17 protein-coding genes and 1 riboswitch are annotated in these 20,948 nt (G+C 39.8%); of the genes, 8 read left to right on the top strand and 9 right to left on the bottom strand.

The annotated features are described in order from the left end of the window. Nucleotides 1-2 precede the first annotated feature (2 nt). The 4 genes from H5161_RS15375 to H5161_RS15360 all read left to right on the top strand — a co-directional run bounded on the left by H5161_RS15375 (nt 3) and on the right by H5161_RS15360 (nt 5,450). Complete coding sequence (locus H5161_RS15375) at nt 3-3,152, top strand: efflux RND transporter permease subunit (protein ID WP_182715799.1); 3,150 nt, start codon at nt 3-5, stop codon at nt 3,150-3,152. Between the two features lie 144 nt (nt 3,153-3,296). Next, nucleotides 3,297-3,467, top strand: coding sequence for a hypothetical protein (locus H5161_RS15370; protein WP_182715800.1), 171 nt, complete (start codon nt 3,297-3,299; stop codon nt 3,465-3,467). Between the two features lie 36 nt (nt 3,468-3,503). Further along, nucleotides 3,504-4,460 (top strand): alpha/beta hydrolase, encoded by a 957-nt coding sequence (locus tag H5161_RS15365; RefSeq protein WP_259398708.1) that lies wholly within the window; start codon nt 3,504-3,506, stop codon nt 4,458-4,460. Between the two features lie 99 nt (nt 4,461-4,559). Next, nucleotides 4,560-5,450: a dienelactone hydrolase family protein gene (locus H5161_RS15360; protein ID WP_182715802.1), complete on the top strand. Its 891-nt coding sequence runs from the start codon at nt 4,560-4,562 to the stop codon at nt 5,448-5,450. 67 nt (nt 5,451-5,517) lie between these two features. Here H5161_RS15360 and rhlP read toward each other — a convergent pair whose 3' ends face one another. The 3 genes from rhlP to H5161_RS15345 are packed head-to-tail and all read right to left on the bottom strand — an operon-like array spanning nt 5,518 to nt 7,654. Continuing rightward, nucleotides 5,518-6,342: a rhombotarget lipoprotein gene (gene rhlP / locus H5161_RS15355; RefSeq protein WP_182720065.1), complete on the bottom strand. Its 825-nt coding sequence runs from the start codon at nt 6,340-6,342 to the stop codon at nt 5,518-5,520. 18 nt (nt 6,343-6,360) lie between these two features. Next, nucleotides 6,361-6,705, bottom strand: coding sequence for a lactoylglutathione lyase (locus H5161_RS15350; RefSeq protein ID WP_182715803.1), 345 nt, complete (start codon nt 6,703-6,705; stop codon nt 6,361-6,363). Nucleotides 6,706-6,718: 13 nt separating this feature from the next. Beyond that, nucleotides 6,719-7,654: a LysR family transcriptional regulator gene (locus H5161_RS15345; protein WP_138489302.1), complete on the bottom strand. Its 936-nt coding sequence runs from the start codon at nt 7,652-7,654 to the stop codon at nt 6,719-6,721. 133 nt (nt 7,655-7,787) lie between these two features. On the opposite strand from H5161_RS15345, the gene H5161_RS15340 reads away from it, so the two are divergent. Both H5161_RS15340 and H5161_RS15335 read left to right on the top strand, forming a co-directional pair. Beyond that, nucleotides 7,788-8,813 carry a zinc-binding alcohol dehydrogenase family protein gene (locus H5161_RS15340; RefSeq protein ID WP_182715805.1) on the top strand — a complete coding sequence of 342 codons (1,026 nt, stop codon included), beginning with the start codon at nt 7,788-7,790 and terminating at the stop codon, nt 8,811-8,813. A 361-nt stretch (nt 8,814-9,174) separates the two neighbouring features. Then, nucleotides 9,175-9,831: a nitroreductase family protein gene (locus tag H5161_RS15335; RefSeq protein ID WP_182715806.1), complete on the top strand. Its 657-nt coding sequence runs from the start codon at nt 9,175-9,177 to the stop codon at nt 9,829-9,831. Nucleotides 9,832-9,911: 80 nt separating this feature from the next. Here H5161_RS15335 and ribB read toward each other — a convergent pair whose 3' ends face one another. The 6 genes from ribB to dapB form a co-directional block, all read right to left on the bottom strand. Beyond that, nucleotides 9,912-10,565, bottom strand: a complete 654-nt coding sequence (ribB, locus tag H5161_RS15330) for a 3,4-dihydroxy-2-butanone-4-phosphate synthase (RefSeq protein WP_182671740.1) — start codon at nt 10,563-10,565, stop codon at nt 9,912-9,914. A 246-nt stretch (nt 10,566-10,811) separates the two neighbouring features. Continuing rightward, nucleotides 10,812-10,983: riboswitch (FMN riboswitch) on the bottom strand. Nucleotides 10,984-11,059: 76 nt separating this feature from the next. After that, nucleotides 11,060-12,118: a S66 peptidase family protein gene (locus H5161_RS15325; protein WP_182733697.1), complete on the bottom strand. Its 1,059-nt coding sequence runs from the start codon at nt 12,116-12,118 to the stop codon at nt 11,060-11,062. A gap of 158 nt (nt 12,119-12,276) precedes the next feature. Then, the gene (gene greA, locus H5161_RS15320) at nt 12,277-12,753 is read right to left on the bottom strand and encodes a transcription elongation factor GreA (protein ID WP_004335404.1); all 477 of its coding nucleotides are present in this window, start codon (nt 12,751-12,753) and stop codon (nt 12,277-12,279) included. A 48-nt stretch (nt 12,754-12,801) separates the two neighbouring features. Beyond that, entirely contained in the window at nt 12,802-16,020 is a 3,219-nt protein-coding gene (carB, locus tag H5161_RS15315; RefSeq protein WP_039487473.1) for a carbamoyl-phosphate synthase large subunit, read from the bottom strand. Between the two features lie 16 nt (nt 16,021-16,036). Beyond that, entirely contained in the window at nt 16,037-17,182 is a 1,146-nt protein-coding gene (gene carA, locus H5161_RS15310; RefSeq protein WP_182769609.1) for a glutamine-hydrolyzing carbamoyl-phosphate synthase small subunit, read from the bottom strand. Between the two features lie 361 nt (nt 17,183-17,543). Next, a complete protein-coding gene (gene dapB, locus H5161_RS15305; RefSeq protein ID WP_004335398.1) occupies nt 17,544-18,347 on the bottom strand; it encodes a 4-hydroxy-tetrahydrodipicolinate reductase in 804 nt (267 codons plus the stop codon). Between the two features lie 354 nt (nt 18,348-18,701). Here dapB and H5161_RS15300 point away from each other — a divergent pair, with 354 nt between their 5' ends. Then, entirely contained in the window at nt 18,702-20,015 is a 1,314-nt protein-coding gene (locus tag H5161_RS15300) for a Na+/H+ antiporter NhaC family protein (RefSeq protein WP_182769608.1), read from the top strand. 132 nt (nt 20,016-20,147) lie between these two features. Continuing rightward, nucleotides 20,148-20,936 (top strand): nucleoside-binding protein, encoded by a 789-nt coding sequence (locus H5161_RS15295; protein ID WP_149602436.1) that lies wholly within the window; start codon nt 20,148-20,150, stop codon nt 20,934-20,936. Nucleotides 20,937-20,948: the final 12 nt, after the last annotated feature.

Genomic DNA, 20,948 nt, shown 5'->3' with positions numbered 1-20,948 from the left:
TCATGAACACTCGTGAAACAGGGTTAATAGCATGGTTTGCCCGAAATCCCGTTGCAGCCAACCTACTAATGATATTTATATTAGTGGGCGGTATTTTAATGGCGATGACCATTCGCAAACAAATGTTCCCACAGTTTGAAAGCAACTGGATAAGCGTACAAGCAGTTTACCCAGGTGCAGCCCCGCAAGAGGTTGAAGAAGGCATAACCATAAAAGTTGAAGAAAACCTCGAAGGTATTGAAGGCATTAAACGCCTAATTACGTACTCTAACCGTGGTTTTTCACAAGCGTGGATTGAAATAGAAGAACAATACAATCCACAAGAAGTACTTGATGAAATTAAAGTACAAGTTGATTCAATAAACACCTTTCCTGCGGGAATGGAGCGCCCTGTTGTGCGCCGCGATAAGTTTGAGCAAGAGGTAATGATACTCGCGCTTTACGGCGACATGAGTAACTACCAGTTAAAAGAGCTTGGCAACGATATAAAAGACGAGCTACAAGCACTGCCTCACGTTAACCTTGTTAATTTTAACGGCGGCTTAGAATATGAAATTGGTATAGAAGTCAGCCCCGATAAACTGCGCGAATATGGCTTAACATTTAGAGATATTGCAGGCGCGGTGCAAAACTTTTCGGCAAATATGTCGGCGGGACAAATACGCTCTGAAAATGGTTATATTTCGATGCGTGTTGAAAAACAAGCCTACCGTGGTTTTGAGTTTGAAAAACTGCCACTTATTACCCTTGCTGATGGCGCACAAATTTATTTAGGCGATGTTGCAACTATTAATGATGGCTTTGAAGAAGGTCTACAATATTCAAAATACAATGGTAAGAATTCACTCTCGTTTGAAGTAAACGCATCAAAAGATCAAGACATTACCGATGTAGCAAAAGTACTTAAAAGCTACATGGCAACTAAAGAGCCGCTTTTACCAGCAGGTGTTAAGCTCTCTCCTATTGTTGATTTAACTTACTACCTTGAAGGTCGACTCGATATGATGGTCGATAACATGATTTGGGGTGGCTTGTTAGTAATGTTAGTGCTGGCACTATTTTTACCGCTACGCTTAGCATTTTGGGTAATGATGGGTTTACCGGTGTCTTTTCTGGGCGCCTTTTTGTTTATGCCTATTGGCTTTTTAGATGTAACAATTAACCTAGCCTCTCTTTTTGCCTTTATACTTGTGCTCGGGATTGTTGTTGATGACGCCATAGTTGTGGGCGAATCAGCCAGTGCCGAAATAGAAAAATACGGTCACACACTTGATAACGTTGTACGCGGTGTAAAACGTGTTGCGATGCCAGCAACCTTTGGTGTATTAACTACCATTGCGGCATTTTTACCGCAAACAATGGCAACAGGCCCTGGCGCTGCTTTTTCTAAAGCAATTGGTGGCGTTATTATTTTATGTTTGATTTTTTCACTCATTGAATCAAAACTTATTTTACCTGCCCATATTGCAGCAATGAACCCACGTAAACCAAATCCTAAAAACCTATTACATCGCTTACGTATGGTGATTGATAGTGGTTTAAAAGGCTTTGTGAATAACTACTACCTTCCTTTTGTTGGCCGCTGTATTCACTATCGCTATACCGTAATTGTTGGCTTTATGTGTTTACTTATTGTAAGCGCAGGTATGTTTGCAGGTGGTTTAGTTAAGTTTGTACCAAACCCTAAAATACCGCACGACTTTCCGCGTATTGATATAGAAATGAACCTTGCCTCATCTGAGCAAGCAACGCTTGAAACCGCACGTAAAATTGAAAGCGTGTTGTTACAGGTCGATCAGCAACTACAAGAGCAATACGGTAAACCGATGATCCGCGATTTATCGGTAAGCCTTCGCGGACGAACTGAAGCAAATATTATGGCCATTTTGGTAGAGCCTGATTTACGCCCTATCGACACCTTTGCCCTAAGTGCATTATGGCGTGAGCAAATGCCCGCTCTACCCGGCATTAAAACCATGACCATTCAAGACAGTATAATGAATGGCGGTCGAGATGATGGCGACGTTAGCTTTAAACTTGAAGGCAAAAATGCTGACGAGCTAAAAGAAGTGGCTGGTAAATTAAAAGCCAAATTACAAACAATGGAAGGCGTTGGCGACGTAAACGATTCAATGCAAAGCGCTACCGACGAAGTGCAACTTGATTTAAAACCACTCGCTTACAGCATGGGTTTAACGCTTGCTGATGTAGCGTCGCAAGTTAGCTTTAGTTACTACGGCTTAGAAGCGCAGCGAATATTGCGTGAAGGCGAAGAAATTAAAGTCATGATCCGCTATCCAGAAGACGAACGTAACTCAATAAGTGACATAGCAAGTGTGCGTATTATTACACCTACAGGCGCTGAAGTACCGCTAAGTGAAGTAGCCGAAGTTAAGCTGGTTGACGGTGTAAACCGTATTCGCCGAGAAAACTCTAAACGCACTGTAAACGTATGGGCTGCGGTAAATACCGACAAAGCCGAACCATTTGCGATTGCAGAAGAAATTCGTGATGAATACTTACCAACATTACTTAAGAGCTACCCTGGCGTTACAAGTGATGTAGCTGGGCGCATTCAAGAAGAGATGGATAGCGCTTCAGAGCAGCTTCGTGATTTTGGTATATCAATGATGATTATATTTACCTTGTTAGCCATTCCGCTTCGCTCTTACTCGCAGCCACTTATTATAATGTCGGTTATTCCGTTTGGTGTAGTGGGCGCGATGTTTGGGCATATGATTTTAGGTATGACCATGAGTAGCTTATCGATGTTTGGCATTATTGCTGTAGCGGGTGTGGTCGTAAATGATTCCCTCGTTATGGTTGATTTTGTAAACAAAGCACGCGCTGAAGGTGTTGCGATTAAGGATGCTGTAATGCAAGCCGGTGCTCGTCGCTTTAGAGCGATATTACTTACCTCAATCACTACCTTTATTGGTGTAATGCCAATTATTTTTGAAACGAGTTTACAAGCTAAAATTGTTATCCCAATGGCTGTATCACTTGCTTTTGGTGTGTTATTTGCCACAGTAATTACACTGATACTTATACCGTGCCAGTATGTTGCACTAGAAGATGCTAAACGATTAGTACGTAAAATGCGTGGCAAGCCACCACTAGTAGATGCCCAACCAGCGCCTACTCACAGCTAAATTAAGTAACATCCCAACCAAAAAAGCTCGGCATATTATGTCGAGCTTTTTATTTTTAGCTTAAAAATGATATTCACCTATTTGCCAAGTCTTTACCTTACTGATAATTTAACTCTATAAATATAACCCTCAAAAGGAATAATAATGGGTACACTTCAACTTATTTTATTTACTGTATTTGCTGTACTAACCACAATTGGCTACAAAAAGAATAACCGCAACTTAATGCTATTAGGCGCCGTTGCAATATCGTTTGCGTTTGTAGGTTTAGAGTTTTTGCTGGGTATTGACCAAGGCCTATCAGGCATTAATTAATCAAAAAATTTTAGCTTGAAAATTAAAGGGACTTTAATGCGCTTATACATACTGATTATTTCTTTAGTTATTTTTTTAAGCGGGTGCCAGAGCTATATTGCTTATCAAATAACTAAGCCTCCGCAGAAAGTTCTCCCTAAAGAATTTGAGAGCTCTATCGCTTTATCTGGAGTACAAACCCATTATTGTAGCAGCGAAGTAGATTGTCTTGATTTTAGATTTATCTCACCTAAGGATATCGAAAGCTACCTACTCGATGGTAATAAACTTTCGTTAAGTTTGATTGTTGAAGGAAGCACTGAAGATGATGTTTTTGAATACCAACTTACTTCAGATAATTTACCAAGTAATTCAAGTAGCGGACTTTTAATTATCTTTCCGGGATATGGCGTAGACAGTTTGATTTACACCATGCAAGCAAGATGGCTTAGTCATATTACGGGAAAATATGTAATAGTGATGCCCGCTAGTAATCAATACGATAAGTTTAGATTTGGTTTAAACTCTCTTGATGTGTTAATCAATTATGTAAATAAAGAAAACTACACTGATATCTCCTTAATTAGTTACTCAATGGGCGCAATTGCGGGAGTTGAGTTGGCATCTAAGCTGAACATTAGTAAGCATATACTTTATGCCCCAATGATTAATTTTGAGGCCGCACTAAACACAATTGCTAACTTATCACACCCTATTTATAGCAAACTATTAGGCGATGATTATATAAATGAAGTTGCCGTTAAGATAATTGAAAAAAGTGAAGTACCTCTTACTAAACTCGCTATATTAAGTAATCTAAATAAGAACCCTCATGCTAGGCAAACTTACATCTTTTCAAGTAATGCAGACAAAGTGAGTCCATATAATGGGTTGCTTACTCTTAATAATCCAAAAGTGAGTATTTATGAGGTAAAAGATTTAAATCACATCAAAATGGTTTCTTTAATATCCAAACAACAAAGGAATGTGCTCCTTTCCTTGCTTGACGGATAGCTTTGGCAACAGTCCTAATAATTGAGAGAAAATATTGCTCGTTTTTTATTCCTAATACGTTATGGTATTTAAATAACATAATAAAATTAAGGAACAGCCATGAATACATCTCCCTCTGATCACATTCCTCAAGAAGCCTTTGATTGGTATGACGAATACGCCCACGGTTTAATGGACCGTCGTACTTTTATGAAAAAACTCGGGGGGCTTGCTGCACTTGGTTTTTCAATGGCTGTACTTACATCAGCATTATTACCTAATTACGCGCTGGCTGAACAAGTGTCGTTTAATGACGATGATATTAAAGCAACGTACGAAGAATTCGATTCGCCAGACGGGCACGGTAAAGGCAAAGGTTACTTAGCAACCCCTAAAAACATAGAAGGTAAACTTCCTGTTGTGCTTGTGATACACGAAAACCGTGGATTAAACCCATACGTAAAAGATGTAGCAAGACGCTTAGCGAAGGTAGGTTTTATTGCATTTGCACCCGATGCGCTCTTTCCACTGGGTGGCTACCCTGGTAACGATGATGAGGGACGCGCTATGCAAAAAACCATGGACCGCGCTAAAATTCAAAACGATTTTATAGCCGCAGCGCACTTTTTAAAATCGCATGCCAACAGTAACGGTAAACTCGGCGCTGTTGGTTTTTGTTTTGGTGGCTACATTGTTAACTATTTAGCGGCTGTAGATAGTAATTTAATCAGCGCCGGAGTGCCTTTTTACGGCACTCCTGCCAGTGAAAGTTTACGTAAAAATATTAAAGCTCCATTAATGATTCAATTAGGTGAGCTGGATAAACGTGTAAACGCATCGTGGCCACAGTACGAACAAGATTTAAAAGCTAATAACGTTGAGTACACTATGCACATGTATAAAGGGGCAAATCATGGATTTCATAATGACTCTACTGGTCGATATGATAAAGACAATGCTGAGCTTGCATGGCAACGTACCGTTGACTTTTTTAATAAAAAGCTAAGTTAGCGAATAAAAAATAATGCCACCGGCTCAAAGTAGGTGGCATTATTAAAGTACTTAGCTATTTTTTGCTTTAAACTTTTCTGCTACGCATAACTAATAACGACAACAAAACGAGTAAATAAATACTCAAAGAGCCACCGCTGCTGGAGCCATCTTTATTTTCGACTTTTGCAATTTTTTCTTCTTTAACACGTGTTTTAAACCTTGCTAGTTCTGCATCTAAATTAGTACTCATATCACTAACCGCTAGATTAAAACCTTCAGCCGACTTTTCAGATAACGTTTCATCAATACCTATTGCTGTTGTTCTTTTTTCAAGCTTACTTATACCAGGTGCTCTAAATAGCATTTTTCTACTTTTAATATCAAAAACAGCTGTATCCACAAAGGTTTGGATTGTATTTTCATTGCCTGGAATAACGTACATACCCACTATTGTCCAATAAAGTAAGGCTGCATTATTTTCATAAGATTGCGTAATTTGATCATATGAAACCAGTGCGATTAAATCTACATCGTAAAGTCGCCCTACTTGCTCGAGTGTTGCAAAACCTTCACCACCCTTTAAATAGGTGCTTGGTATAACTTCAATGCGGTCAATGTAATCATATTGAAGAAATGACTTTTTTACTTTTTCGAGTAATTCGACTTGGTTTTGGGTCTCTAACCCGTCTGGCTGCCAGTTTTTAGACGGTACAAATGCAATTCCGACGGTAACAGGGAGTTTTAAAACAGGTATTTCAGGTTTATAGGTAGCACGGCTTTGTTGATCAGGATATAAAAAATCCATTAAGCTACTAGATTGTGTATTTTTACCTGTATTGTTACTCATAAACGAGCTACAAGAAGCAAGTAAGGCCGCCATCAAAATGATTATATATTTATTAAATTTCATATTTATTCCTTTTTATTTTTAATTTAATTCAGTTACGTGCCAAAGCTCACCCGATGGTCCCCATAAGTAAATAACGCTACCCCAAGATTCTTGTTTTATACCCTCAAAGCGGATGTCAAAACCGTTTAGGTTACTAATGAGTTCGTATGCTTCATCTATATTTAACACACAAAGTTGCAGCATTAAGTTTTCAGCAAACGTTTTATTATAATAACGCTGTAAAAAGAACGTACATTCGCCAAAGGTACACACACATAAATCATTTGAAGCATCTTCAATCTTAAATCCAAGCGCTTTATAAAAGCGCTGAGATTGTTCATAGCTTTTACAGGGAATAAAAACTCTAATATCATCAACTTGCATAACTCTTCCTAAATTAGCTCAGTACGCTTTTATCAATAATTCCTTTATTTACTAACTGCTGCAAAATAGCTTGGGATTTTGCTCTGCATGCATCACGTAGTAAACGCACCGCTGGGGTTATTGACTGCCTACTTGGGCAAATAAGCCAAAGTTCACCATTAACATGTTGATAATCTTGCATTACAGTAACCACCCTGTCATTGAGTAAATCATCGGCTATATCAAGGGCTGATTTTACAGCCAAGCCTTTACCCGCAACGCACCAGCGCCTTACTAAATCGCCATCGTTTGAGGCGCGCCTGCCATTCATTTTAACTTTATATTTTGACTCACCATCGGTGAATTCCCACGTATTATTTATAATATCCTGCAACTGATAAAACAAACCTTGATGCGACGCTAAATCATCGGGATGCATGGGAGCCCCGTTCTGTAAGAGATATTCGTCAGTTGCACATAACAAGCGCGGTACGTTACAAATTTTGAATCCATAAACGCTAGCATCATTAGGCGAGCCATAACGAAGCGCTATATCAACTGAGTCACGGTAAAAGTCGATATTACTATCACTTATATGCGTTCTTAAACTTAGCTTTGGATAAGTGTCCATGAGTTCATCAATCCATGGGATCACTAAGTTACGGCCTAAGTCAGATGAAAGGGCAACCCGCAGCTCGCCTTCAATTTCGTCGTGCTCACCTTTTAGATTTTGCTTTGCAAGCTCAAGTACAGCTAAAGCCTGCTCACATTGTGGTATGTAGCGCTCCCCAGCAGCCGATAACCTTAAATGACGTGTTGTACGAACAAATAGCTCACTACCAAGGGCTGCCTCAACACGTTTAATAGCCGCGCTTGCTGTGGCTGTACGCATATCTAACTTAGCAGCTGCGAGCGTAATACTTCTAAACTCAGCTACTTTTAAAATAAGTTTTAAATCTTCTATGTTCATATTATCTATTTATATTTGATAATGATACAACAATTATGCGGTTTATCTATATTAAAGCAAGGTCTACTATATATCCATCAGCTAGCCAAAGCATGGCTTGCACCTTATATGTAAACAAATTAGGACACTTATTATGAAAGCCATTGGTTATAAAAAATCTCTTCCTGTTTCTAATCCTGAATCGTTAATTGATGTTGAATTACCACAGCCAGTTGCAACAGGTCGTGATTTATTAATTAAAGTTAAAGCTATTGCAGTTAACCCAGCAGATTACAAAGTGCGTGTATCTATGCCCCCTGCTGATGGTGAAATAAAAGTTATTGGTTGGGATGCTGTTGGTGAAGTTGTTGCCATCGGCGATGCTGTAACGGCATTTAAACCTGGCGATGCTGTTTACTACGCAGGTGATATTACCCGCCCAGGTAGTAATGCAGAATTTCAATTAGTGGATGAGCGCATTGTAGGGTTCAAACCACAAAGCTTAAACGATGCTGAAGCTGCTGCATTACCCCTTACTGCAATAACAGCGTACGAATTATTATTTGAGCATTTAAACATTGTAAAACAATCAGCTGATGCAACAACAAAATCAGACGAAGTTATTTTAGTAACAGGTGCCGCAGGCGGCGTTGGTTCTATTTTTATCCAGCTTGCTAAAGCGATTACTGGTGCAACAGTGATTGCCACTGCATCGCGTGAAAGCTCACAAGCATGGGTTAAAAAACTAGGCGCAGATTATGTTGTTGATCATACAAAACCATTACCGGCTCAAATTGACGCATTAAACATTGGATCGGTAACACATGTAGCAAGTCTGCACAGTACTGATACTTACTTTGAAGCGTATACGGAGGTACTTGCACCATTTGGTAAAATTGCAATGATTGACGATCCTGAGTCATTAGATGTGAGTAAATTAAAAATGAAGAGCTTATCGCTACATTGGGAATTTATGTTTGCCCGCTCAATGTTTAATGCCAAAGATTTAATTGAGCAAAGCAAGTTACTAAATCATGTTGCTGAGTTAATTGATCAGGGCCATATTCAAACAACGATTGGTAAAAATTTAGGCATTATAAATGCGGCTAACCTGCGTATTGCACACGCAGAACTTGAAGAAGGTCGCTCTATTGGCAAAATAGTGTTGGAAGGTTTTTAATTCCATAAATACTAAACACGCGCAGCCTGAATTAATTGAAGGCACCAATGTAATTGGTGTCTTCAGCCAATATTTTGGGTGGCTATGGCTGTATTTATATTTATTAAAGAAACTATTACCTAATAATATTTGATAATGATTCAACCATATACCTGTTTATCATATTGTAATAACCCACTACTATCCGTACCTAGCTATATTGATAGGCCTTACTTTACGTAGATATCAATTGAATCAAATAAGTAGAGTGATTTAAAAACACGATATTATTTTTGTAATAAATTTTTAAAAGGGTTTGTTTTTACTAAAACTGACTCAACATAGTAAATACTGGTAAAACACCTACTCAATGGAGAAACTAATGACTCACCCTATTCTTAATGACTTAGAAAAGCGTTACACAGCAAAACGTTACGATGCAACGAAACGTGTATCTCAAGACGATTTAGCCGTTATTTACGAAGCTATGCGCCTATCTCCATCATCTATTAACTCGCAGCCTTGGAAATTCATCGTAATTGAATCAGATGAGGCTAAAGAGCGTATGCATAGTACATTTGCTAATAAATTTGCGTTTAACCAGCCACATATTAAAACAGCTTCGCATATAATATTATTCGCTCACAATCCTAAATATACCCGCGATGACTACGCACAAGTTATTGATGCAGATATTAAAAATGGCCGTACTAAAGCAGAAAATCGCGAACAAGCTTTTGGTGCTTATGCGTTTGTTGATATGAATACTGATGAGCAAGGCGTTAATGAAGAGTGGACTAAAGCACAAACTTACATTGCACTGGGTAACACTATGCATGCCGCTGCACGTTTAGGCATTGATTCAACCCCAATGGAAGGCGTAGATGCCGAGCTGATTGGCGAAGTCTTTGAAAAAGAACTTGATGGTTACGTATGCGACGTCGCATTAGTACTTGGCTATCATGATAGCGCTGAAGATTATAATGCTAAATTACCTAAATCTCGCTTAGCAAAAGAGCAAGTTATTCAGGTTTTATAAGTAATACGTTATAAACTTAAATGATAACAATATTAAAAAACCACTTATTTAAATAAGTGGTTTTTTTGCTTTAAAGCAGTTTAACTTACTTTGCGCTGTGCAGCCTGAATGTATTGGACTAAATCTTCAATAGAAACCACGGTCATATTATGTTTATTAGCATAATCACTCACCTCAGGTAAGCGCGCCATTGAGCCATCAGGATTTGTTAGCTCGCAAATTACGCCAAATGGTTTTAAGCCGGCAAGTTGCATTAAATCAACGGATGCTTCGGTATGACCGCGACGCACTAATACGCCACCCGTTTGTGCCTTTAAACCAAATACATGCCCTGGGCGCGATAAATCACTTGGTTTTGCATTATCCGCTGTCGCTGCTTTTATAGTAGTTACTCTATCAGCAGCAGACACACCTGTTGTTACGCCATGCTTAGCTTCAATAGTGACTGTATAAGCGGTGTTATTTTGACTCGTATTGTTAGCTACCATTTGCGGTAAGTCGAGCTGTTTAATGCGCTCATCCCCCATGCATAAACAAACAATACCGCTGCCTTCGCGGATCATTTCGGCCATTTGAGAAGTCGTTAAATGCTCAGCTGAAAAAACAAAGTCGCCTTCATTTTCACGGTTTTCATCATCAACAACAAGTACGCCTTGGCCTTGCTGTAGTGCAGTGATTGCGCTTTGTACGCGGGTATGGCTTTCGCCGAATTGAGTAAGTAGAGACTGAATCATCATTATATTCCAAATAAAAATAATAGATTCAGGACTGTGAAAGGATCAGTAATACATCACTTAAATTTAAAGCGATCACTACCAAAATAGCTTAAATAAAATAACAAAAAGCACGCAGCAAAATGCAGCGCACACTGTTATACCAATAACATTAAATTAGTGACTAATTATAGCGCAAAGAAAAATAGCTCACTTAACGCGATACAACGGTCATGTCTTTAATAAAATTGGTTTTAGTATAATAAGCCATATTCTCTTTCATCCGGACTGTAACCGTCGGCTCTGGCATCTCACCAGATCTGCTTGACCTTTACTTAACCTAAAATAAGTTAAATAAAGCGCTCGCGGGCTCGTTTAAGTCATAAAAAACATTAAACATACCGCCGGTGGGGAATTTCACCCCGCCCTGAGAATTTACAGTAAGCATTAGCACTTACTGTAGGCATATTATACGCTTGTATTTATTTGTTTTTCAAAACTAAATACAATAAAAACTACGAAAGTTGAATATTTAACGATGCGCGATCTACTATACCTTCGTTTATATCAGCAACTAGCGTACAGGTAGCACCATTGACCAAATTTAAGTTAGGTTGAACGTGCCCTATATCGGCATCAAAAATTACAGGAAATAAACACCCACCTAGCGCTACATCTAACGCATGGCGATAATCAAAGGCATCGTAATGACCTTGTGTTATTTCACTTCGCCCTAAAACCAAGCCATTGATATCATCAAATATTCCGGCTAATTTTAATGACAGTAAAAATCGTGCAACGGTTGTTGGTGTAAGTTCTGAATTTTCGAGGTATAAAATAAGCCCTTCGGGCGCACTGTCCTTTTTAAACTCATGCAGCGCTAAAAATGGCGAGTCGAGCAATAAACCTACGGTATCTAAACACCCACCAAATAACCGGCCAGACATTTCTATGGTACGTTTATCTGTGTAGTTTAAACATTGCCAGTTTGTGGGCTCACTCGGGCTGAGTAATTCGTTCGGGTTTTGCGCGTAATTAGGCTTATTTTTTTGGTATAAAGAAGAAGGACCTTGCTCAAATTTACTACCGGCTTCGTAGGTCAGAGTTTCAAATATTTGTAAGCTATACGGATTTTTTTCATCTGGATGTAATTGCATAAGATTGGCGCTGTGAAGGGTTGCCCATTGGCACTTAGCAGTGAGTGCACATGCAATAGTACTCACATCAGAAAAACCAACTAACCACTTAGGCTTTGCTTCTTTAATGGCGTTAAAATCAAGTAGTGGCAGTATTTCCATTGCCAGCTCACCACCCATTGGCGGCATAATCGCATCTATTTCATCATCTAATAAAAAACCCATTAGCTGCTTAGCATGCGCTTTAGCATTAAGCTGTTCACGTGGTTTGTTTTGACGTAAAAACTCGCCTTCAACAACATTATACCCTCGTTGTTGTAGTCCATTTATAACAATATCTAATCGTCCGTGATACTTTTCTTTTAGCCCAGATGAAAGCGAGCAAATAGCAATTTTAGAGCCTACTTTTAAAGGCGCTGGGTAAAGTATATTAGCCATTGAGTGTTCCTTTTAATGAAGTGATTATGTACCTATATCATCATGCTCACTCTTTATGCAATATGAACACCTTTATCAGTATAGTGATTTATTTAAGGCATAAAAAAACCGATGTAAATACATCGGTTTTTATTTAAAACGTTAAAGTGAGTTATGCGTTAAAGATACTCAACTTCAATGATTTCGTACTCAACGATACCTTTTGGCGTTTGGATAGACACTGCATCGTCTACTTGTTTACCAATTAAGCCACGTGCAATCGGTGAATTAACAGAAATTAAGTTGTTTTTAATATCTGCTTCATCATCGCCTACAATACGGTATTTTACTTCAGCATCCGTATCTACATTTACTATAGTTACTGTGGTACCAAAAATAACTTTGCCCGTATTTGGCATTTTAGTTACGTCGATTATCTGAACATTTGAAAGTTTAGCTTCAATTTCTTGAATACGACCTTCACAAAAACCCTGTTGCTCACGTGCAGCGTGGTACTCAGCGTTTTCTTTTAAGTCACCGTGTTCACGCGCAACAGCAATGTCGGCGATAATTTTTGGACGGGTAACTGTTTTTAATTCGTTAAGCTCTTTGCGCAGTAAATCTGCGCCACGAACTGTCATCGGAATTGATTGCATACTTTTCTCACTTAACACCAAGGCCCTAGTTGGCCTTGGCACATTTCCTTAGTTCAATCGCAGGTGTAGCTCTTGAACTGACGTTACTTTACTACGGTCATCTGCTTTGTTAGCAGTACAGTTAGCAAAAGCCGCGTTCAAGGTTGTCGTATAGTTGGTTTTATTTTGCAATGCACCACGACGTAACACCTTCGAATCTTCGATCGCTTGGCGACCTTCGGTGGTATTAACGATATAGCTGTACTCTTTATTCTTGATATAATCAAGAATATGCGGGCGGCCTTCATATACTTTGTTTACACGTCGTACTTCAATGCCAGCTTCTTCAAGAGCTTGTGCCGTGCCACCCGTTGCGTCAAGTTCAAAACCTAAGTCGGTCATAATCTTGGCTAATTCAACAATGCGTGGCTTATCGCTATTACGAACAGATAATAACGCGCGACCACCGCGTGGTAAAGTGTTGCTTGCACCTAATTGTGCTTTTGCGAATGCTTCGGCGAAAGTATCACCAACACCCATCACTTCACCCGTTGAGCGCATCTCAGGGCCACGAATTGGATCCACACCCTGAAACTTAGCAAATGGTAAAACAACTTCTTTAACGCTGTAATAAGGAGGGATCACTTCTTTAGTAATACCTTGGCTTGCCAAAGACTGACCCGCCATACAACGAGCCGCCACTTTTGCAAGCGCTACACCGGTTGCTTTTGATACAAACGGTACAGTACGTGCGGCACGCGGGTTAACTTCAATTAAGTACACTTTGCCATCTTTTACAGCAAACTGTGTATTCATTAAGCCAACAACACCAAGCTCAAGCGCCATATCTGTTACTTGCTTGCGCATTACATCTTGCACTTCTTGCGATAAAGAATGTGCTGGTAATGAACATGCTGAGTCACCAGAGTGAACACCGGCTTGCTCAATGTGCTCCATGATACCGCCAATAATTACTTGCTCACCGTCGCAAATTGCGTCAACGTCAACTTCAATTGCGTTATCTAAGAAACGGTCCAGTAATACAGGTGCTTCGTTTGATGCAGATACAGCTTCGGTCATGTAGCGACGTAAATCGTCTTCATCGTATACAATTTCCATTGCACGACCACCTAGTACATACGACGGACGTACAACTAGTGGAAAACCAATTTCGACTGATTTAAGTAGTGCTTCTTCAGTTGAAGTTACTGTTGCATTTTCTGGCTGAAGTAAGTTCAGACGCTCAACAAGTTGTTGGAAACGTTCGCGGTCTTCTGCACGGTCAATCGCATCAGGCGAAGTACCTATTACTGGAACGCCATTCGCTTCAAGCTCACGTGCTAATTTAAGTGGTGTTTGACCACCGTACTGCACGATAACGCCTTTTGGCTTTTCAACACGTACGATTTCGAGTACGTCTTCAAGTGTAATTGGCTCAAAGTATAGTCTATCAGATGTATCGTAATCGGTAGAAACCGTTTCAGGGTTACAGTTAACCATAATGGTTTCATAACCGTCTTCGCGAAGCGCAAGCGAGGCATGTACACAACAGTAATCAAATTCAATACCTTGGCCGATACGGTTAGGACCGCCACCAATAACCATGATTTTGTCTTTATCTGTTGGGTTTGCTTCACACTCTTCATCGTAAGATGAGTACATGTAAGCTGTGTCTGAGCTAAATTCTGCGGCGCACGTATCAACACGCTTGTATACTGGCACGATGTTTAATAAGTGACGTTTTTTACGAATTTCAGCTTCAGATACACCAGCAATTTCAGCTATACGTGGATCTGCGAAACCTTTGCGTTTAAGTTTACGTAGGAAGTCGGCATTTAAACCAGCCATACCTACTTCACCAATTTTTGCTTCGTCTTTTAAAATATCTTCTATTTGTACTAAGAACCAGCGATTAACTTTAGTCAGCTCATAAACATCATCAACGCTCATACCATGGCGCATTGCATCGGCAATGTACCAGATACGCTCAGCACCTGGTTCGCGTAATTCGCGGATGATTTTTTCTTTCGCTTTAGGGTCATCAAGTGCAACTATTGGGTTAAAACCTGTTGCGCCCACTTCAAGACCACGTAATGCTTTGTGTAATGATTCTTGTTGGTTACGACCAATCGCCATTACTTCGCCAACTGATTTCATTTGCGTAGTTAAACGATCGTTAGCACCGGCAAATTTTTCAAAGTTAAAGCGAGGAATTTTTGTTACAACGTAATCGATTGAAGGCTCAAAAGATGCTGGAGTTTTACCGCCAGTAATATCGTTTTGAAGCTCGTCAAGCGTATAACCTACTGCTAGCTTTGCAGCAATTTTAGCAATTGGGAAACCCGTTGCTTTTGATGCAAGTGCAGATGAACGTGATACGCGTGGGTTCATCTCAATGATAACCATACGGCCATCTTCAGGATTAATACCAAACTGCACGTTAGAACCGCCAGTTTCTACACCAATTTCACGTAATACCGCCATAGAGGCGTTACGCATAATTTGGTATTCTTTGTCGGTTAGCGTTTGCGCTGGTGCAACGGTGATTGAATCGCCAGTGTGAACACCCATAGGGTCAAAGTTTTCAATGGTACAAACAATAATACAGTTATCGTTTTTATCACGTACAACTTCTGTTTCGTACTCTTTCCAACCAATCAGTGATTCATCAATCAATAATTCGTTTGTTGGCGATAAGTCTAAACCGCGCTCACAAATTTCTTCAAACTCTTCCATGTTGTAAGCAACACCGCCACCGGTGCCACCCATGGTGAAAGAAGGACGAATGATACATGGTAAGCCAATTCGGCTCATTGTATCTTTAGCTTCTTCCATTGAGTGAGCAATTTCAGCACGAGGACATTCAAGGCCAATGTTTTTCATTGCTACGTCAAAGCGTTCACGGTTTTCTGCTTTGTCGATTGCATCCGCCGTTGCGCCAATTAGCTCAACGCCGTGCTTAGCCAACACACCGTGCTTGTCTAAATCAAGTGCACAGTTTAATGCTGTTTGACCACCCATTGTAGGCAGTACTGCATCTGGCTTTTCTTTTTCAATAATTTTTTCTACCACTTCCCAGTGAATTGGTTCGATGTAGGTAGCATCGGCCATTTCAGGATCGGTCATGATAGTTGCAGGGTTTGAGTTAACTAATATAACTCTATAGCCTTCTTCTCTAAGTGCTTTACACGCTTGAGCACCAGAGTAGTCAAATTCACAAGCTTGACCAATTACAATTGGGCCTGCGCCTAAGATAAGAATGCTTTTTATGTCGGTACGTTTTGGCATTATTACTCCAGTTAAATTAGTGTTTACGCGCTTGCATCAAATCGATGAAGTGGTCAAATAATGGTGCTGCATCGTGTGGACCTGGACTTGCTTCAGGGTGACCCTGGAAGCTAAACGCAGGCTTATCAGTACGATGAATACCTTGAAGCGTTCCATCAAATAACGATTTATGCGTGGCACGAAGCGTACTTGGTAGGCTTGATTCTTGAGCTGCAAAACCATGGTTTTGAGCTGTGATCATAACTACATTACGGTCTAGGTCTTTAACTGGGTGGTTACCACCGTGGTGGCCAAATTTCATTTTTTCTGTTTTAGCACCTGAGGCAAGGGCTAATAACTGATGACCTAAACAGATACCAAAAATAGGTGTGTCGGTTTCTAAAAAGGCTTGAATGGCTTCAATAGCGTAAGTACATGGCTCAGGATCACCAGGGCCATTAGATAGGAAGATACCATCAGGGTTTAAAGCAAGTACGTCAGCGGCAGAAGTTTGCGCTGGTACTACTGTAAGTTTACAACCACGGTCTACAAGCATACGTAAAATATTACGTTTTACACCGAAGTCGTAGGCAACAACATGAAACTTTTCATCAGCAGCGTCAAGGGTTTTAAATCCTTCACCTAATGTCCAGCTTGATTCGCGCCACTCAAAATTTTCCTTGGTTGAGACAACTTTTGCTAAATCCATACCTTTTAAGCCTGGGAAGGCTTGCGCGGCTTGCGCGGCTTGTAACGCTTTATTTTCGTCTAGCTCGTCACCGGCAACAATACACCCGTTTTGTGCGCCTTTATCACGCAAAATTCGAGTTAGCTTTCTGGTGTCGATGTCCGCAATACCTAAAATATTACGTTCTTTTAAGTAATCATCTAACGATTGCTCGTTACGAAAGTTACTTGCTAGCAGTGGCAAATCACGGATCACTAGGCCTTTAGCCCAAATTTGATTCGCTTCTTCGTCTTCGCTGTTGGTACCCGTATTACCGATATGTGGGTACGTCAAAGTTACGATTTGTTCCGCGTATGATGGATCAGTCAAAATTTCTTGATAACCAGTCATAGACGTATTGAATACCACTTCACCGACTGACATGCCGTCAGCGCCGATTGCAGTACCGCGAAACACTGTGCCGTCTTCTAGGACTAACAGAGCGGATTTAGTCAAGTTAAACCTCCTAACAGTAAAAAACGGGAGTAAGCAATTGCTTAACACCCCGCCAATACCCAGAGGGATCGTCAAAACCAGATTTTTGTGAGCTTAAATTGTTTTACGCAGTCTTAAATGATGCAGATGTAAAGCATTCAACCTTCAATCATTTTTCTTGCCTAAAACTATTTTCATTCCCACTGAAACCCTGGATTTACTAGCCACTTGGGTATAATTGGAAACACGCATTTAGTAATTTTTGGCAAATTGGCTGCATATTACATGAAGTTGCTATTTAGGTCTAACATTATTTGGTTAATTGTTACAAATAAGTCACTGTAGGTGAAATTAGACCCAAACAGTTAAAATAGTAACTAAACTACTTAAGATCTAGCACATCTTGCATATCATAAAGTCCAGCAGGTTTGTTTTTTAACCAGCTTGCAGCCCTTATAGCACCTAGAGCGAACGTCATTCTCGAACTTGCTTTATGTGTTAATTCAAGCCTTTCGCCCATTGTAGCGAAGTATGCGGTATGTTCACCTACTATATCGCCCCCTCTTAGGACAGAATAACCAATCTCATTTTGAGATTTCGCTGTTTCTACTTGGCTTCGGTCATATACCGCAACCTCGTCGTGATCCCAGCCTTTCGCTTGCGCGATTGACTCACCTATTGCCAGTGCAGTACCCGATGGTGCATCTATTTTATGACGGTGATGCGCTTCAAATATTTCGATATCTAAATCGTCACCAAATTTAGTCGCTGCAGTTTGCACAAGGTTAAGTAATACATTGACACCTACGCTGTAATTTCGCGCAAATACAATAGGGATATGTTTAGCGGCATCGTGTAATAGCGCCATATCATCATTTGTTAAACCTGTTGTGCCAATCACCATAGGAATTTTTTGTGCAACAGCTGTTTTTAAATGGTTTTTCATACCCGCTGGCAGCGTAAAGTCGATTAAAACATCTACATCATCTATTGTACTTTCGTCGCTAAAGCTAACACTGTTATCGGCTGCGCTATTTACTTGATTTACATTAATGCCCAATAGCGATGAACCACTACGAACATATGCGCCTGTAAGTTGTGTTTGCTCTTTAATTGTCGCGGCTTCTAATAGGGCTAAGCCCATTCTGCCGTTAGCACCAAAAACACCTATTCGATTTGTAGTCATGGTTTTTACCTAATTTTATTTGAATCCGTTTATTAGCTATATATCCGGACATTGCAAAATACGCAGGTGGGTATTTTTATGCAGTTGGATAAATATTAATCGCTGAAAATCGCGTTGCTTTATAGATATTATCTAAAAGTCATGCAATAGTCAGGTGACCTTTTAATTTAATAATAATAACAATACCAGTTTACTTTAGCCATCTATACATTTAAACTTCTCTTTCGCGTCGATTTGGTCTTTGGCTTGCGGACGCTGCGGCTAACAACTTTTTAAAATAAAAAGTTGTACTGCTAAATTCAGCTAAAAGAGGAGTTTTGGCTGTGATAAATTTTACTGGTTATGAGGATTATGATGCAGCCATCATTTAATAAAAACAAAGCAATACTTTCTTTACTTCCCCTACTTACCTTTGTAGCGCTATTTTTAGGCTCAGGTTTGTATTTGCAATCGCAAGGGGTTGATTATGCTTTTTACCAACTACCTGCACCTGTTGCTATATTGCCCGCCATCATGCTTGCGTTTATTTTAAATAAAGGCACGGTAAACCAATGTGTAGAGACCTTTATTAAAGGTGCCGGACACAACAATATTATTACCATGTGTTTAATCTACTTACTTGCAGGTGCTTTTTCGGCTGTGGCAAGTGCAACCGGTGGAGTAGATGCGGTAGTAAATGCAGGATTATCACTTATCCCACCTTCGTTATTGCTCCCTGGTTTGTTTTTAATTGCGGCCGTTGTATCAACAGCAATGGGTACGTCAATGGGAACAATTGGCGCCATTGGCCCTATCGCTTATGCGGTATCAATTAAAACAGGTATAGACCCAGCATTAATGGCAGGTACGATTGTATCTGGCGCTATGTTTGGCGATAACTTATCTATTATTTCAGACACCACTATTGCAGCTACGCGCACGCAGGGCTGTGAAATGAAAGACAAGTTTAAAGAGAATCTTAAAATTGCTGTCCCTGCTGCAATACTGACTATTGGCTTATTGTTTTATTTAACACCTGCTGCACAAGTAGTTGAAACTAAAGACTATGATATTTGGTTGGTACTTCCTTATGCCTTTATTTTAGTGTTAGCAGTTGCCGGCTTGAACGTATTTGTAGTGTTGTTTAGCGGTATTATTTTTGCCGCATTAATGGGCTTTACCGGTAGTTACGAAGGCGCAAGCTTTGTAAAAGACATTTACAAAGGCTTTACTGATATGCAGGAAATATTTTTACTTTCTATGTTTATTGGTGGCTTATCTGAATTTATTCGTATTAATGGTGGCCTTGATTACATTGCTCAAAAAATTCAAGCGATTACTAAAATCATTGCAAAATGGCACCGTAAAGTAGCTGACCAATTAGGTATTGCCGCATTAGTTTTAACAAGTAATGTATGTATTGCTAATAACACAGTGTCTATTATTGTCGCGGGTCCTATTGCTAAAAAGCTAGCAGATGACGGTGAAATAAGCGGTAAACGCTCTGCCAGTTTACTTGATATATTTGCCTGTGTTACACAGGGTTCATTGCCATACGGTGCCCAAGCATTGTTATTAGGTGCTACGTTTAAAATTAGCCCGTGGGAAGTATCAACGTCTTCTTATTACTGCTTTATTTTAGCATTTACAGCCATTGCAGTTATTTGCTTACGCCGTAATAAAGCATAGTTTAAACACCGACACTATGTTGCAGCTTAATAAGTAAGCTGCAACATATGTTAAAATAATACTCTACATATCAATCACTTTTGCTATAATGCGCGCCTTCGCGTGTCACTAAAATTATAGTTAAATACAGATATGAAATTTAAAAAATTACTTCCTCTCGTTACTTTTACATCAATTGCTTTATCGTCTTCTGCTTTTGCGGCTAATTGGAGCAGCACAGCACTACATATTAATAATGGCGACCAAAAAAACCCATTCACTGAGCAAGAGTCAAACACCACTGTTTACTCGGTTCAACATGCATCGGGTTACGATTACGGCGATAACTTCTTTTTTATCGATTACAGTAAAGACGATACCGATGATGGTTACCAAGATGCTGATTTTTATGGTGAGTGGTATTCAACGGTAAGCTTATCGGCCATTAGCGGCGAAAAAATTGGCGCAGGCGCATTATTAGATGTGGGCCTTACCGGTGGTATTAACGTTGCTGGCGACGCTAAAGTAATGAAATACTTGCCTGGTGTTAAATTAAGCTGGGATGTACCTGGGTTTAACTTTTTTCAAACGCTATTCACAGCTTACATTGACGATAGTGAAGGTGTAGCAAAAGGCGGGGCTCCTATTGAAACAAATAGCTGGATGCTTGATGTTGCCTTTGAATACCCTTTTAATATTGGCTCACAAAAATTTAGCTTTAAAGGCCACGCTGAATACATTGCAGAGCGTGAAGATGAATTTGGTAACGATGTAGAGGCGTGGATACTCGCACAGCCTATTTTAGTATGGGATATGGGCCACGCTCTTCAAATGAAAGAAAACACACTACTGTTGGGTATGGAATTACAATACTGGCACAATAAACTAGGTACTGAAGTCACTGAGTCAGTGCCACAAATCCATATTGAGTGGACGTTTTAAGCTTTAACGATA

This window comes from Pseudoalteromonas sp. SG43-5 (genome assembly GCF_014164345.1).
GTDB classification, from domain to species: Bacteria; Pseudomonadota; Gammaproteobacteria; order Enterobacterales; family Alteromonadaceae; genus Pseudoalteromonas; species Pseudoalteromonas distincta.
This window is presented reverse-complemented; position numbering and strand designations above follow the sequence as displayed.